The sequence below is a fragment of the Lacihabitans lacunae genome (genome assembly GCF_042649125.1).
GTDB lineage: Bacteria > Bacteroidota > Bacteroidia > Cytophagales > Spirosomataceae > Leadbetterella > Leadbetterella lacunae.
Map to the genome: position 1 here is coordinate 480,957 of NZ_JBHRYQ010000001.1, position 13,551 is coordinate 494,507.

The 13,551-nt window shown below is 36.0% G+C and carries 17 protein-coding genes; 1 reads left to right on the forward strand and 16 read right to left on the reverse strand.

What is annotated here, in order from left to right; translation table 11 throughout:
* Positions 1-168 precede the first annotated feature (168 nt).
* From ACFOOI_RS01950 to ACFOOI_RS02000, 11 genes are all read right to left on the reverse strand, one after another.
* Entirely contained in the window at positions 169-666 is a 498-nt protein-coding gene (locus tag ACFOOI_RS01950) for an SRPBCC family protein (protein WP_379834409.1), read from the reverse strand.
* Positions 667-671: 5 nt separating this feature from the next.
* Positions 672-983 carry an ArsR/SmtB family transcription factor gene (locus ACFOOI_RS01955; protein WP_379834412.1) on the reverse strand — a complete coding sequence of 104 codons (312 nt, stop codon included), beginning with the start codon at positions 981-983 and terminating at the stop codon, positions 672-674.
* A gap of 398 nt (positions 984-1,381) precedes the next feature.
* Positions 1,382-1,699, reverse strand: coding sequence for a hypothetical protein (locus ACFOOI_RS01960; protein WP_379834415.1), 318 nt, complete (start codon positions 1,697-1,699; stop codon positions 1,382-1,384).
* A gap of 326 nt (positions 1,700-2,025) precedes the next feature.
* On the reverse strand, positions 2,026-3,423 hold the full coding sequence (locus tag ACFOOI_RS01965) for an ADP-ribosylglycohydrolase family protein (protein WP_379834417.1): 1,398 nt from the start codon (positions 3,421-3,423) through the stop codon (positions 2,026-2,028).
* Positions 3,424-3,506: 83 nt separating this feature from the next.
* A complete protein-coding gene (locus ACFOOI_RS01970; RefSeq protein ID WP_379834419.1) occupies positions 3,507-4,331 on the reverse strand; it encodes an alpha/beta fold hydrolase in 825 nt (274 codons plus the stop codon).
* A gap of 317 nt (positions 4,332-4,648) precedes the next feature.
* The gene (locus tag ACFOOI_RS01975) at positions 4,649-5,035 is read right to left on the reverse strand and encodes a DUF1801 domain-containing protein (protein ID WP_379834422.1); all 387 of its coding nucleotides are present in this window, start codon (positions 5,033-5,035) and stop codon (positions 4,649-4,651) included.
* A gap of 9 nt (positions 5,036-5,044) precedes the next feature.
* The gene (locus tag ACFOOI_RS01980) at positions 5,045-5,323 is read right to left on the reverse strand and encodes a DNA-directed RNA polymerase subunit alpha C-terminal domain-containing protein (RefSeq protein ID WP_379834425.1); all 279 of its coding nucleotides are present in this window, start codon (positions 5,321-5,323) and stop codon (positions 5,045-5,047) included.
* 179 nt (positions 5,324-5,502) lie between these two features.
* Complete coding sequence (locus ACFOOI_RS01985) at positions 5,503-5,874, reverse strand: DoxX family protein (protein ID WP_379834428.1); 372 nt, start codon at positions 5,872-5,874, stop codon at positions 5,503-5,505.
* A 4-nt stretch (positions 5,875-5,878) separates the two neighbouring features.
* Positions 5,879-6,292, reverse strand: a complete 414-nt coding sequence (locus ACFOOI_RS01990) for an SRPBCC family protein (protein WP_379834430.1) — start codon at positions 6,290-6,292, stop codon at positions 5,879-5,881.
* 218 nt (positions 6,293-6,510) lie between these two features.
* Positions 6,511-7,200 carry an ABC transporter ATP-binding protein gene (locus tag ACFOOI_RS01995; RefSeq protein ID WP_379834433.1) on the reverse strand — a complete coding sequence of 230 codons (690 nt, stop codon included), beginning with the start codon at positions 7,198-7,200 and terminating at the stop codon, positions 6,511-6,513.
* Between the two features lie 6 nt (positions 7,201-7,206).
* Entirely contained in the window at positions 7,207-8,670 is a 1,464-nt protein-coding gene (locus ACFOOI_RS02000) for a DUF5687 family protein (RefSeq protein WP_379834435.1), read from the reverse strand.
* A 412-nt stretch (positions 8,671-9,082) separates the two neighbouring features.
* On the opposite strand from ACFOOI_RS02000, the gene ACFOOI_RS02005 reads away from it, so the two are divergent.
* Entirely contained in the window at positions 9,083-9,919 is an 837-nt protein-coding gene (locus ACFOOI_RS02005; protein ID WP_379834437.1) for an oxidoreductase, read from the forward strand.
* Between the two features lie 219 nt (positions 9,920-10,138).
* On the opposite strand, the gene ACFOOI_RS02010 is transcribed toward ACFOOI_RS02005, so the two are convergent.
* From ACFOOI_RS02010 to ACFOOI_RS02030, 5 genes are all read right to left on the reverse strand, one after another.
* Positions 10,139-10,489, reverse strand: coding sequence for a helix-turn-helix domain-containing protein (locus ACFOOI_RS02010; protein ID WP_379834440.1), 351 nt, complete (start codon positions 10,487-10,489; stop codon positions 10,139-10,141).
* Positions 10,490-10,491: 2 nt separating this feature from the next.
* Positions 10,492-10,791, reverse strand: coding sequence for a type II toxin-antitoxin system HigB family toxin (locus ACFOOI_RS02015; RefSeq protein ID WP_379834443.1), 300 nt, complete (start codon positions 10,789-10,791; stop codon positions 10,492-10,494).
* A 517-nt stretch (positions 10,792-11,308) separates the two neighbouring features.
* Positions 11,309-12,064, reverse strand: coding sequence for a 3-keto-disaccharide hydrolase (locus ACFOOI_RS02020; protein ID WP_379834445.1), 756 nt, complete (start codon positions 12,062-12,064; stop codon positions 11,309-11,311).
* 73 nt (positions 12,065-12,137) lie between these two features.
* On the reverse strand, positions 12,138-12,548 hold the full coding sequence (locus ACFOOI_RS02025) for a VOC family protein (protein WP_379834447.1): 411 nt from the start codon (positions 12,546-12,548) through the stop codon (positions 12,138-12,140).
* Between the two features lie 431 nt (positions 12,549-12,979).
* Complete coding sequence (locus ACFOOI_RS02030) at positions 12,980-13,486, reverse strand: fasciclin domain-containing protein (protein WP_379834448.1); 507 nt, start codon at positions 13,484-13,486, stop codon at positions 12,980-12,982.
* Positions 13,487-13,551: the final 65 nt, after the last annotated feature.

Below are 13,551 nucleotides of genomic sequence, written 5' to 3' on the forward strand. Positions count from 1 at the left end.
ATTTAAGATTTTTATTCGAAAATCATGATTGCTAAAGGTAGATTTTTTGTTCGTTGTTTCTCAATATATATTTCTGTGTAGAGGATATGTGTAAATTAATATTCGAACCAATCAGTGCCCCTCGTATGTGACACTGATTGGTTAAATGAGAAATAAAGTAGGTAAAAATTATTTCCCAGAAAGGTTTGCCAGAAGGCTTTCTAAGTTTTCCAAAGATGCTGTAAAACCGAGTTTGAAGCCTTCCAATATGGCTTCCATACGTTCAAATGATTCATTGAAAATAGTGATTTGCACTTTGGTGAGGCCGTTTTGTTCACTAAATGTATAGTCCCAATCAGAGCCATGTGGGTCCGGGTTTTCGTCTTTGTCAGTAAAGACATTAAACATTTTAAAGTTCGTTTTTGGGCTGATGGAGGTATATTCTTGGAGTGCCCATCTCTCTGTACCATCTGGACTTACCATGGCATAGAATCGTTTGCCGCCAACTTCAAAATTCATATATTTTGTTTTGGATATAAATGGCTTAGGAGCCACCCATTGATCCAATAGTTCGGCTTTGGTAAAGGCATCCCAAACCATTGAAAGTTCGGCGTCAAATTCTCTGGTGATGTAAACCGTTTTTGCGGTTTTGTCAACAGTAAAATCGAAGAGCAAATTGTTTTCCATATGAGTTATTTTTTAATTGTTTTTAAAACCTCATCGAGTTGATTAAATCTTGTTTCCCAAATACTGCGGTATTGAGCTAGCCAATTATCTATTTCTTTCATTTTTTCAATTTCTAGCGAGTAAAAGATCTCTCGTCCTTGTTGCTCTTGCTTCACCAATTGGCATTCCGTAAGTATACGTAGGTGTTTTGAAACCGCCTGTCGGGTGGTATTGAAATTTTCGGCTATGGTGTTTGGCGTCATTGCCTGTAAGGCTATTAGGCCAATTATGGCCCGCCTTGTGGGGTCGGCAATCGCCTGAAATACATCTCTTCTCATTTATTTTTTAGTTATGAAACTAATTGGTTGCTAATTTATGTGCAACTTTTCGGTTTCGCAAATTTTTGAGAGATTAATTTAGATACTTGGTTTTTGCTTATTCAGAATCTCCTGTAAGGGACTCTGAATTATACTACTGCTATGGAGTTAAGTTACTTTGCAGAGTCCCTGTCGGAGACTCTGCTAAAGCCTGATTTTTTTGAGAGATTAATTTAATTGAATTGAGTTTTTTGCTTATTCAGAGTTTCCTGCAAGGGACTCTGAATTATACTTCTATAATGGGTTAAGCCACACGCAGAGTCCCTATCGGAGACTCTGCAAAAGCCTGAATAGATCATTTTTTAATAACTAGGAGATAAACTGGAATTTGAAAAAAGACGCCAATAAGAGTTCTTGACTCACCTTTGTTTTGTGCCTTTCGAATTTTTAGTTGATAAATAAACCCCTACAAATTGTCCAATTAACATGGTGTAAAAGGGGATAGTGGATATAGTTCCAGGGGCGTCCCAAGTATCGGTTTCCACTTTTTTTATGTACCAAGCCACAAAAAATATAACTAGCCCGAGCAAGGTTCCTATTAGACTAAATTTGAAAGTTTGCTTAAATGACTCAGGTTCATTAGGAATCAAAAGTTTCTTAAAAACAAAAGAAATAAAGGCCGCGGCAATTACAGTTGTACCCGTAATTATTAATAAAAGTGACAATGGGTTTTCCATGATTATGTATTTGTTAGAGATCGTTTTTTATAAGATTTTACCGTCTATTTGGTATGGCCGTTATCGGAGTATTGAAAAATGGTTTTGTAAACAATTTTCCATCAAAAGTATTTAAAAAATCTAACAGTCATTTGGCTTTTCTTTTATTATTAGAAAGTAGAATTTTGAAAAGGTCTCTTAACTTCGCTTTTTCAGAGTTTCATAAACTGTATTTTGAATTTTACTACTGTTATGTGTAAAGTTACACACGGATTCCCTGACGAAGTCTCTACCAGTGGGAAAATAGCTTTTTATCAAAAAGATATGCCTCAGTCTTAGCCTGTTTTTTACTTTTTAACTGGTATGTACCATTGGTTTTTAATCAAATCTACGCCACCGCCCATCTGTTCTTGCACTACACGATCTACTATAAAAACTCCTTTTTTTGCCATGTCCCCAAAATTATCGATTCCATTGTTTGGGAAGCCGATTCTTGTACGGTGAATATTAAACCTATCTGAAAACTTCCTTCCGAATGCATTTTCTACGCCTTCTTTGCCAAGCATAAAACCCAGCATACCGCCCCAAGTGGCAGTAGGGTTGTCAGAGTCCCAACCTGCGAGCGTACCGATTTTTATGGTTTCCACAATATCTCCTTCTCCATAAAATAAACTCACTAAACTCGACGCAAAGTTTATTCCTGCCGCAAAACAACCGTTGCAGTATCTGTTTTGAGAAGTGATGGTATAGCCATCTGCCTGCTCTACTTGGTACCTTTGGTATATTTCGTCGCGGGTTTGTTCCCATGGGATGTTTGTCAAGTATCTGCTTTTTACAAAATCATACATTTTGGCAGCATAAGAATCCTCGGGCAGAACTTTTCGAGATTCGGTAGCCATCCAAAGTACTTTTTCTTTATTCGTTTTTTTTGAATCAACTGCCGAAGCTAAGGCATACATCGAAACATAAAATTCTGAAATCCATTGGGCGTTATATCGTGCAGTGGTTTGGATTGGAAGTTGGGCCATTTTTAGAGCAATATTTGCTCGGGTAGGAGCAAAGAGACCGAAAATTTCAGTGGTAAGTTGAGCGTCAATCATTTCAAACTCGGGATTGTTTTTGGGGTCACCTGTGGCAGGTGGAACCATTCCTTCTTGCATTAGGTCAAAGGCTTTTTGGTTAGACACCCACAGGTAGTTTTCCTCTTCTTTTTTGATGTGAGACAGCCATCCTTTTCGTATTTGGTCACCCGTGAGAATCGATTGTTTGTTTTCTATCAAAAGTTCTTGATACATATATTCTATGTCGGTGTCGTCGTCAGAACCCCAAATGCTGTCGGGTTTCACAAAAACAAAATCTATGGTAGGTGATAAATTACTCGGAATGCCTTGGCCCCAAATACTCGGTTGGTCAGGTTTGCCCCAGTCATTTCGGGTGTAAAAAGCCCCCGTTTTTATTTCGCCTATTGTGCCTATTTTGTCCATTTCGGTCACAAGGCCCGTCCAATTTGCTATACACTGGCCTAGCCAAAATCCATACATTTTATCAAAGTAATTTGCTCTCGAAATCACCTTGTCGCTCTTTTGAGGTACATAGTTTTGGTAAACCAAGTCAGTATCAAGCACGACTTTCGGAGCAGTTTGTCCATATAAGTTCCCAAAAAAACCAGAAGAGAGGAGAACTATGAAAAGAGACACTTTGAGCCAAAGAGAATTTGAAGTATGTATCGGTTGAATATTTTTCATGCGTAATATTAAGAATTTGTTTTCTTGTTTCTAATTCTTACACGAAATACATTCAAGTTTTACCTTGTACAGATGTGTTTATATTATTCTTTTGCCAATTTAGAAATTAACAAATTTAAGTTTTCTAATACTAAATTTGGCTCGTCCAAAAATATGTAGTGTCCTGATTTTTTGGTGACTATATGAGTAAAGTCAGAAATGCCAACTTTGAATAATTCGTGTGCATTAAACCACTTCTGTTTATCCGATGCGTCGTGTTCTGCATCTTCTTTCATACTAGTGATAACTACTATGGGTACATTTGGTAAGTTTTGAAGAGTCGCCATATATTGCGTGTCTTCCACTATTTGTCTAGCTTCTGTGGTTGCACCATAGTCTGCCCCATAAGCTTTTAAAAACTGACTGTATATCAAATCTTCTTGTTCTTGGGTAGGTTGATTATATGCTTCGTGTGATGGGTCAATAAGTAATATTCCTGCAATTTTTTCAGGGTTTTTTAATGCATAATCTCGAAGGATCATTCCGGCAATAGAATGTCCCACAAGGATTAGCGTTCTATTGTTTGAATACTGATCAATCACACTTCCAAGTTCGCTGCTTAGTGTTGCTATGGTTCGTGGTAGGTCACTCTTGCCCGAATTGCCATAACCTGCTCTGTCATACAATAACACATCTTGATTGGTGCTCAATAAGGAAGGTAAGTTTTTCTTATTCCAAATGGTATGGTCATCACCAAGTCCTGATTCAAACACCACCAAATATTTAGTGTTTTTAATCACTGTATAAGTTTGTAAACTGTGTGTCTGTAATTGAATAGTTTCAGTCGAAAAAATGTCAGGAGACAAGGTTTTTTTCTTACAAGAAACGAATGTCAATAATGATAGAATAAATATCGGAAGGAATTTCATGGAGTTGTTTGATTGAAATAAATTAAGGTTCAAATTTTAGACGAATGTTTTTTTGAGAACTATATATTAAACTTTGAAACAGTCGTTAACCTATGGATGCGATTACTGTACTAACGGTTGCTTTTGGAATTATGTAAATATTCGGTATATAAAATTCTTCGTCTAATATGCGTTTCCCAAAAGGACTTTAATTTTTAAAGAATGGAGTTGTATAACTTCGCAGTGTTCCAGTCGGTGAACATGCTTAATCTAATGGAATTATGATATTTCGTAGAATTTACAACTGAGTTTCACTTTAGCCCAAATTTCCTCAAAAATTATTTTGTAGCACTTATCCATTCATTTACAATGGCTACAAACTCTGATTTTGCGTTTGTGATTTCGTCTAAGCTTTTAAAAGTTATGATTGCTCTGTCATTTTCTTTCCAAACCAACAATTTACTCGGGTTGGCTATAAGTTTGGTTGCGGGTTGTATTTGTTTTTTTGCTCCTCTATGAAAAATTAGTTGTACTTTTTTTGCAATAGGCTGAACCCGAATCGTAATTCTGTCTTCGTTTTCAATGCAATAGTTTGGGCCATTCCACTTTATATTTTCAGTTAATTGGTTATTAGATGTCATTAAGTAATTTCTTAAAAGCTCTATTTCCGCTCTGAATGGATGATTTAGCCCATCTAAAAATTCGCTTACTTCAATATTTAGCATTTCTTTTTTTTATTTAAATGAAAAACCATTTTCCGTTAACACTTTCTTAAGTTTCGGAATAGAGCTTTTACCCATTCCGTGGAATTTCAAAACCTCCGTTTCACTGTATTTGGCAAGTTGTTCTATTGTATAAATTTCGTGGTTTTCTAATGCTCTTCTTGCTGGTGCCGCTATTATTTTATGGAATGGACTCGGAGCTGAACGTTGTTTTTCGCAAGTCGGACAAACCGGGCATTCGGAACTTTTATAAAATATGTGCCCGTTCACACAGATTTTTTTATCTCCCATGTTCATTTTAAATATTTAATACTTGAATGCCTACCAAGCAATTGACAGTATCGCCTGTTCAGAGTCTCCTTCAAGGGAATCTGAACTATACTAATTTTTTAGGTTTATATACTTATCAAAGTACCCAACGGAGACGTTGCTTAGGTATGAAAGAACTCTTACTTAGTATTATTTGAGGCTTATTTTTCTTGAGCTATTAATTTGTGGTAATACACATAAGACACAGCCAATATACCGAATACCACCATCGGGAAGAAGGTTTGTCCATTTATGCCGTCAACGGCTCCATGACTGATAGTGGCAAAAATAAAGTCAAAAGCAAAACCTGCATACGCCCATTCTTTTACGCGTTTGGGTATTTGGGGAATCACCAAAGCCAAAACGCCTAAAATCTTGAAGACTACCAAGGCTGTGCCGAAATACTCGGGGTAACCCAAGTGTCGGATACCTTCTTTGGCCAGCTCGGTTTGTGAAGTCAAGGCCGGCATTACCCCTTCAAACAAAGCGATAATGGTGGTGGCGGTCCAATATATGATTTTATCTTTTTTCATTTGTTCAATTGTTTTCCGTGTAAGATTTGAAATTGTTTAATATCGCTTGCCAGCCATTTCTTTGGAGTTCGATTGAGTTTTCGTCTTCTGGGTCAAAGGTAACCACTACTTCTGTTTGGTCTCTCAAATCAGTAAATTCTACCGAGACTGCTCTTCCCCCAAATTCATAAGAGAAGCTTTTGCCTTCTGCTATTTCGGTATATATGGTCTCGAAATCAAAACCGAAGCTGCCGTCTTTGGCTTCCATTCTTGCTTTGTAGGTGCCACCAATACGCATATCGTTTTCGGCACTTGGGCAATGCCAGCTCGGATCCGCAAAGTTCCAATTGACAATGTGGATCGGATTTGTGTAATAATCCCATGTTTTTTTTGCGTCAGCATTAATGCTCGCTTGTACCGTTATTTTTGAATTGCTCATTATTTTGATTTTTTAAACGCGAATTGAGAATACAAATATGCATTGATTTTTTAAACTTAAAAACGTCAATAGATATTCTGTAAAATAATCACTTTATTATTGTTTCCAATAATCTCAATTTTATGTATCTAGAAGTCAATTTTTCCTTACTGATAAGAGCTCCTCAGCCATTATGAGTTTGATGTTAATTGACCGAAATTTCAAAAGAAATTAATTGTTTAAATTTCAAAATACTTTTCCAATTCTATTAAAGTCTCGTTACTTGTGTTTGCGTCTTTTACTATCCTACCTTCCTCAAGTAGCAATATACGGCTGCAAATTTCGGTTACGTGTTTCAAATCGTGGCTTGAAATAATTACAGTTACACCTTCCTTGCTTAGGTCTTTTAACTTAGATTTTAACCAAGATTGAGAACTTGGATCTAGATTAGAAAAAGGCTCGTCGAGTATTAAAAACTCGGGTTTTGATAGAATAGAAGCTAAAATGCCCACTTTGTTCTTATTTCCAGCAGACAGTTCGCGGATGTATTTTTCTGAAAAAACATTTATGTCAAAAAAAAGCTTATTTTCTTCTAAAAAACCCAATACATCGGTTTCGTTTATTCCATGTAACCGGCCTATAAATGACAGGTATTCCACTGGGTTTAAAAATGGTATCAAGAAGCCTTCATTTAAAAAAGACCCGGTATAACTTTTCCATGCATCCGTATCTGAAACTTTAACAGATTTTGAGGTAACAAATCCTGAAGTTGGGGCTATAAGGTCTAGTATTAAACTCAATAAAGTAGTTTTTCCGGCACCATTATTTCCAACTAAGCCTACTAGCTCATTCTTATTTATTTCGAGTTTTTTAATCGAAAGTGCTACTTGGTTTCCGTATCTTTTTTGAATGTCAATTATTTCTATCATGTTTTTTTATTTTTGTCTGAATCCTAAAGCCATTTTGTATTTTCGTTTGTTAAAACGTTTCACAATCAATTCTAAGAAGTAGTTATTTAGTGCAATTCCAATTAGTCCAATTAGGGTTATTGTGTAAAAATAATAGGACAAAATTCCCAAGTATTGGTGTAAATAATAAATTGAAATTGGGATGCCAATAATAGGAATGATAAGTAAAAAATGGGTGATGTTGGTACCTTGATAGTTCATTACTTGGCTTCTTCCAAGGTCGATATATGAGGTGTTATTTGTTGAAAAGAAAACCATTAATAACGCAGTGATTCCCACATTATAGCTTAAGAATGCAATATTATAGAATACTATTTTATAGCTGATAATTGCAAATGGTAGAATAAGAATAAAACCCAAAGTATTGGCAAATGCCAATAATAAGTATTTTGATTTTAAATAATTAAAAATGGATACCTTATTTGAAAGATAGCAATCAAAAAAAGAGCTCTCCCACGAAAACAAAAACTGTCCGTAGTTTGTAGAAAAAGAAGCAGTTAAAAAAAGACTTACCAAAGACATCATCAGATAATTGTCTACTTGCTCTTTTTTAAAAAATATAAACCCATAAATGAAGAAAAAGCCACTAAAAATCAATAAAGAGCGAGGTCTTTTATTGCGTAAAATTAATTTTAATTCAACTCGGATTAATTGACCTATTTCACCGAAGTTTTCTAAAAAAGATAATCCATTCCCTTTTTTAGTGGATATTTTCTGAGCGTCTTCAATGTAGGAATGTTTTTTTAAAAAATAGTATGCCAAAATATAGCTGCCCGTAGCCAAAAGCGGTGGAAATAAAGCCCAAATCGGTGATGCAGCTAATAAATACACTCCTTTAGCAAAGTATTTAGAAACTGAAATAATCTCCGCAAAATCGAGGTAAAGTAATAGGCCAGCTCCAACAATGAAAAGAATGGAAATAGCTGCCTGTTTAGAAAAGTACTTTTTTAGAGTAAAATTCAAAAAGTTATTAGTTGCTATTAAAGACAAAACGGTCGCTAACCATAACAAACTAAACTGGACAGTTTGGGTCGGAATAATATTTTTTACATAAAATGGGATTAATAGTAATAAGGCAACTAAATTAAAAAAGCTAAAAATACTTTTTACGATCTGATAATGTAATAATGTGCTCTTTTTGAAGGGTAGTGTTAGATACGGCTGTATAGATAAAGTCGGAATCTGCTGAAATAAGAACCTTGCGATTAGGTCATATAAATAATAGTAAAACAACAGTCGAGTAAATGTTTCTACTAAGTCACAGTTTTTATAAATTTCGGACAGGATTTTATCTGCAAAATAGCTTATTACAACGAAGTTTAATAGGAGATAAAAACCTAACAAACCCAAAAGTAGGTTTATGAAAATGTTTTTTTGCCAAAAAGTAGATCTAATCTTTTCTAGCCATTGGTGGACTAATAATTTATACATATGGCTGTGCTTTAAAAGTAAGTTTATTTGTTTATTTCTTACCTTATAATAAGGTTTTAATGCCTTTAAATCAAAGAATTAAAAGGTTGTCTACATAAAAAAAGTCGAACAAATATATATTCTGGGTTTGTTATTTACAAAAGTTAAATTGTATTTCTAAAATATCTCTATGCTTATTTAAAATTCGGTATTTTTAATATTTGATACCATATCTATTTGATGTGTGGATCTGAAAGTCTTCCATTTTAGACTTAAATTAAAATGATTTAAATTTTAGTAAAATGAATGGAAATATCACTTTTTAATGACTTAACAGCTTTATTTGACAATAATTAGGTGCAGGTCTTCAATTCTTATGGTAATTTCACAAAATATATTTCATTTTCGGAAATAAGAATTCAACAAAACAAAAATGAGTAAAGAAAAAAAAGTTTGGTTTATTACGGGTGTATCATCAGGCTTAGGTAAGCAACTGGCCAACGAAGTTTTAGCACAAGGACAAATTGTGGTGGGGACTTTTAGAAAACAAGACCAAGTAGAGGCATTTAACAATGAAAACCCAGGTAATTCTTTTGGGGTACTTATAGATGTGGCTTCTACTGCAATGATAATTGAGGGAGTAAAAACTGTCATAGAGAAATTTGGAAAAATCGACGTGCTGGTAAACAATGCCGGTTACGGGGTTATGGGAAGTGTTGAAGAGATATCGGACGAAGAAGTAAGAAGACAATTTGAGGTGAATGTTTTTGGGGTTTTGACTACCATCAGAGAAGTATTGCCAATGATGCGTAAGCAACGTTCGGGTCATATTATTAACATTACGTCTATTGCGGGTCGCTTAGGCTCACAAGGTTTAGGGATTTACAACGGGTCTAAATTTGCTTTAGAAGGTATCGGTGAAGCTCTTGCCGCGGAATTGAAGCCTCTAAATATTAAAGTAACCAATGTAGAACCTGGTCCGTTTAGAACCGAGTGGGCAGGAAGCTCTGCGGCATATGACAATACAAAAATAGAAGATTATGAAAGTACAGTGGGGGAGCGTATAAGAGGCCTTCAGGCTTTAAACGGCAACCAACCTGGCGACCCGGCAAAAGCGGCCGATGCGATATATAAATTAGCGAACTTAGAAGAAGCACCGGTTCATTTGCCGTTAGGTAAAATAGCCTATGATGTTTTCGGAAAAGTAAACAATGGCCTAATAGAAGAGTTAGCCAAATTTGAACATATCGGTAAAGAATGTGATTTTTGATAATTGCTTTAAAAGATTTTTCTATACAAAAAACCGCTCGAATGGCGGTTTTTTGTTTGTTCACAGTCTTCTGCAAGGGAGGGAGTGTATTCTTTACTGAAATGTTGTAAATCGGCTCCGCAGAGTCCCTGACGGAGACTCTGCTAAAGCAAATAAACAACTTCTTCGGCCCGTTCAGAGTCTTCTGTATGGGAGTCTGAACTTTACTAAATATTTTGGTTAATCAAGTAATATTTCTGCAGGAATCTTTAAACCTTTGTAGAGAGATTTTATCATTTTAAGGGTGAGCGTTCTTTTTCTATTTAAAATTTCACTCACTCTATTTTGGCTACCGAGGTATTTTACCATCTCAGTTCTGCTAATACCCATTTGCTCCATTCGAAACTTAATTGCATCAATTGGGTCAGGTGGAGCAATCGGGTAATGTTTCATTTCATATGACTCTATTAGGGTTACTAATAAATCTAGTTCATCACCCTCAGCTGTATCTTTTTTAGCTCCCCACAGTTCTTCAACTCTTTTAATAGAAGCATTATAATCTTGTTCAGTTTTTATTGGTCTTATATTCATGTCTATATATTTTTTACGTCAATGTTGTCATATTGTTTATGTGTTCCAATGAATCGAATGAATATCACTTGAAATTCATAGTCTATTGCTACCACCAACCTATATGTATTGCCTTTAATGTTAAATACAACTCTTCCATCGCCTACAATACTCGCATTTTTATACTGCTGTTTTAGTTCGTTGGCATTTTTCCAATTCGATGTTTTAGCGTAATAATACCAAGCTCTTATAGGTATTTCAGAATCAGAATATTCAGGTTTCTCAAAAAACTCCCTTAAAGTTTTAAATGCGATTATGCTCATGTTACAAATATAAAATAAAATTCACGTAATTCCCAAATTGGGATATAAGATTGTCTTTTGTTACTCGTTTACAAAACTTCCTTAACCCGTTAAGTGTCTCCTGCAATGGGCCCTGAACTTCAATTTTAATGTTGACAAGGTGACTCCACAGAGTCCCTGACGGAGACTCTGCTAAAGCAAATTAAAAAGTTCTTAGGCAGTTATAGAGTCTTCTATATGGGAGTCTGAATGGGCCCTGAACTTCAATTTTAATGTTGACAAGGTGACTCCGCAGAGTCCATGACGAAAACTCTGTTTAGGTCACATTTATAAAATTTGTCTTAAAAGATTTTTTATATCAAAATTACCCGCGGCCCGGATAGGAGCGGCATCCTTTTGGTGGCTGGCGAAGCCGCTACCAAAAGATATAGCGGATAGCCGGATAAGCCGCCCAAAATCTAATTCATTTTGTTTGTGAGCAAAAATAAACTTACTAATTCTTTCTGAGTTTGACTATTAGGGTTTGGTTTTAATTTAGTTAATCTAGATTTTGAAGGGTTATGTTTTTATAGAATACTTCTGATCCTTCGGCTTGTAGCAGGATTTTGCCTTTGGTTAGGGGTACCCATGCTTTTTGGGTTTCGTCGTAGGTTTTCATGTCTGTGGCTTCGTTTACCAGTATGCCATTTACATAGAATTGGGCGAAATCTCCTTTTACCAGCACTTGTACTTTGTTCCAGCCGTAGTTTTCCCAGCAAAATGACCTCGGGAAGCGGTTGAAGGTTTCTTGGCTACCGATGGTTTTTAGGGTGCCTTTGGCGTTATAGTTGTGGTGGGTGGTTTCTTCTTTTACGGTGGCACGGGCTTTTACTAGCCATAAGTCGCCGGTGTCTCCTTGCTGGATTTGGCATTCAACGCCGCCGGGCCAAACCTCTTCTTTTCCGAATATGTGAAACAAAATGCCGGCATCGCGTACGTCATTGGCCCTAGGTTGAAATTTCTTTTCGCCCCATTTGTATTCCAAAGTGAGTAGGTAGTTTTCGTAGGCTTGGTCGGTAATCAGTGCTCCGAATGATTGGGTACTGTTGGCGGCTTGTTTGGCGTAGGTTCTGATTGCTCCTTTTTCTACTGTAAATAGGGTGCGGTCTGTGCCGTAGTCATTGGCTACTTGGTGCCAGCCGTCGAGGTTTTTACCGTTAAATAAGCTTATTACGGCTCCGTTTGCAAGGGGAGTTTGTGCCTTGGCAAAGCCAATGCAGGCAATAAACAAAATAAATGGGATAAGTTTTTTCATTGCTATAAGTAAGGTTTTGGTCAATTTTAAATAAAAAGTGGGAGGATTGTTTAAGGATTACGCAAAACGGAAATTACCCGTATGCGATCATCCATTGAACGTCAAATTGGTCTATACACATGCCAAAATACGCACCCCAAAACTGCTGAGCCATGGGCATTTGCACTGTGCCGTTTTCGGAGAGTTTGACAAATAATTGGTCGGCCTCTTCTTTGGTGGAAGTATTTAGCATTACATGGAAATTATTTCCGAAAGTAGGCCCTCCTGACTTCGCAGGTGTGTCGCAGCCCAAAATCGACGTATTTTCGTTGATGATTAAAGAGGCATTCATCACGTGGGTTTTGTCGGCTTCGGCATCTGAACCATTGGCTGGGAAGTCGCCGTAATGAGTAAAGGTGAGGTCGCCTCCACATACGGATTGGTAAAAATTGAATGCTTCGCGGCAGCGGCCATTAAAAACTAAATAAACGCTCAGATTTTTCATTTTTGGAAAAGAGTTTACGGTAATCGAATTATTGTTTTAAGGGTTTCTTTGCGATTCAAATAGATTGTTCCGTAATAAAAGTTAACAATTAATTGTGTTACAATCTATTTAGAAAAATCACACTTTATGAATCCTCGGTAAATGTATCTCGAATTTTGGGCTTTTACAAGTTGAATTTAATCTGTTTTTTTTAGCCATATTTTTAAGTTTAAGGCTTTTATGTGAGGACTTTATGGGTTAAAGAATTAGGAAAGTGAATAAGTCGCAATTTGATTTTAGTGTTCTTATTTTTTTCAAATTTAATTTGTTCTCAAAAAAATATTAGTCTGTGACTTTTTAATCTCAGTTTGAATAAAATTGACGGATTTTTCATAAAAACAGAAAAAGCATTTCCTTTGATGGAAATGCTTTTTTTGGGTAGTTGGATGTTATTATTTTGGAAGAACCACGCTATCTATAACGTGCACTACTCCGTTGCTACCTTTGAGGTCTGCTGCTACTACATAAGCAGTATTTCCTGCTTCGTCTGTTAGCATTACCTTGTTGTTATCTAAAGAGGCTGTTAGTTTACCTCCACTTACAGTTGTAACTACCGCTTTACCGTTTCCTGCTTTTATAGCAGCTACTACTGAGGCAGCGTCTAAATTACCAGCTACTACGTGGTACGTAAGAATTTTAGCTAATTGACCTTTATTTTCTGGTTTCAATAAAGTAGCAACTGTTCCATTTGGTAGTTTATCAAAAGCAGCATTTGTCGGTGCAAAAACCGTAAAAGGCCCAGCACTCTTTAACGTAGAGACTAAATCGGCAGCTTTAACCGCCGCTACCAAAGTAGTGTGGTCAGCAGAACCAATCGCAATATCAACCACATCTTTGGTTTGACCATATGAAGTTGATGAAATAACAAGTGCAATAAAACCTAAAAATAAATTTTTCATTATTATTTAATTGTTGATTGTAGTTAGAACCTTGCTGAAGGTCAATTGTTTACTTACACCGATTT

Bases quoted from the DNA above. Each gene is read 5' to 3' on its own strand.
- ACFOOI_RS02020 (WP_379834445.1), bottom strand. From the start codon at position 12,064: ATGAAAAAACTTATCCCATTTATTTTGTTTATTGCCTGCATTGGCTTT.
- ACFOOI_RS02030 (WP_379834448.1), bottom strand. From the start codon at position 13,486: ATGAAAAATTTATTTTTAGGTTTTATTGCACTTGTTATTTCATCAACT.
- ACFOOI_RS01970 (WP_379834419.1), bottom strand. From the start codon at position 4,331: ATGAAATTCCTTCCGATATTTATTCTATCATTATTGACATTCGTTTCT.
- ACFOOI_RS02010 (WP_379834440.1), bottom strand. From the start codon at position 10,489: ATGAATATAAGACCAATAAAAACTGAACAAGATTATAATGCTTCTATT.
- ACFOOI_RS01965 (WP_379834417.1), bottom strand. From the start codon at position 3,423: ATGAAAAATATTCAACCGATACATACTTCAAATTCTCTTTGGCTCAAA.
- ACFOOI_RS02000 (WP_379834435.1), bottom strand. From the start codon at position 8,670: ATGTATAAATTATTAGTCCACCAATGGCTAGAAAAGATTAGATCTACT.
- ACFOOI_RS01995 (WP_379834433.1), bottom strand. From the start codon at position 7,200: ATGATAGAAATAATTGACATTCAAAAAAGATACGGAAACCAAGTAGCA.
- ACFOOI_RS01960 (WP_379834415.1), bottom strand. From the start codon at position 1,699: ATGGAAAACCCATTGTCACTTTTATTAATAATTACGGGTACAACTGTA.
- ACFOOI_RS01980 (WP_379834425.1), bottom strand. From the start codon at position 5,323: ATGGGAGATAAAAAAATCTGTGTGAACGGGCACATATTTTATAAAAGT.
- ACFOOI_RS01950 (WP_379834409.1), bottom strand. From the start codon at position 666: ATGGAAAACAATTTGCTCTTCGATTTTACTGTTGACAAAACCGCAAAA.
- ACFOOI_RS02015 (WP_379834443.1), bottom strand. From the start codon at position 10,791: ATGAGCATAATCGCATTTAAAACTTTAAGGGAGTTTTTTGAGAAACCT.
- ACFOOI_RS02005 (WP_379834437.1), top strand. From the start codon at position 9,083: ATGAGTAAAGAAAAAAAAGTTTGGTTTATTACGGGTGTATCATCAGGC.
- ACFOOI_RS02025 (WP_379834447.1), bottom strand. From the start codon at position 12,548: ATGAAAAATCTGAGCGTTTATTTAGTTTTTAATGGCCGCTGCCGCGAA.
- ACFOOI_RS01990 (WP_379834430.1), bottom strand. From the start codon at position 6,292: ATGAGCAATTCAAAAATAACGGTACAAGCGAGCATTAATGCTGACGCA.
- ACFOOI_RS01985 (WP_379834428.1), bottom strand. From the start codon at position 5,874: ATGAAAAAAGATAAAATCATATATTGGACCGCCACCACCATTATCGCT.
- ACFOOI_RS01955 (WP_379834412.1), bottom strand. From the start codon at position 983: ATGAGAAGAGATGTATTTCAGGCGATTGCCGACCCCACAAGGCGGGCC.
- ACFOOI_RS01975 (WP_379834422.1), bottom strand. From the start codon at position 5,035: ATGCTAAATATTGAAGTAAGCGAATTTTTAGATGGGCTAAATCATCCA.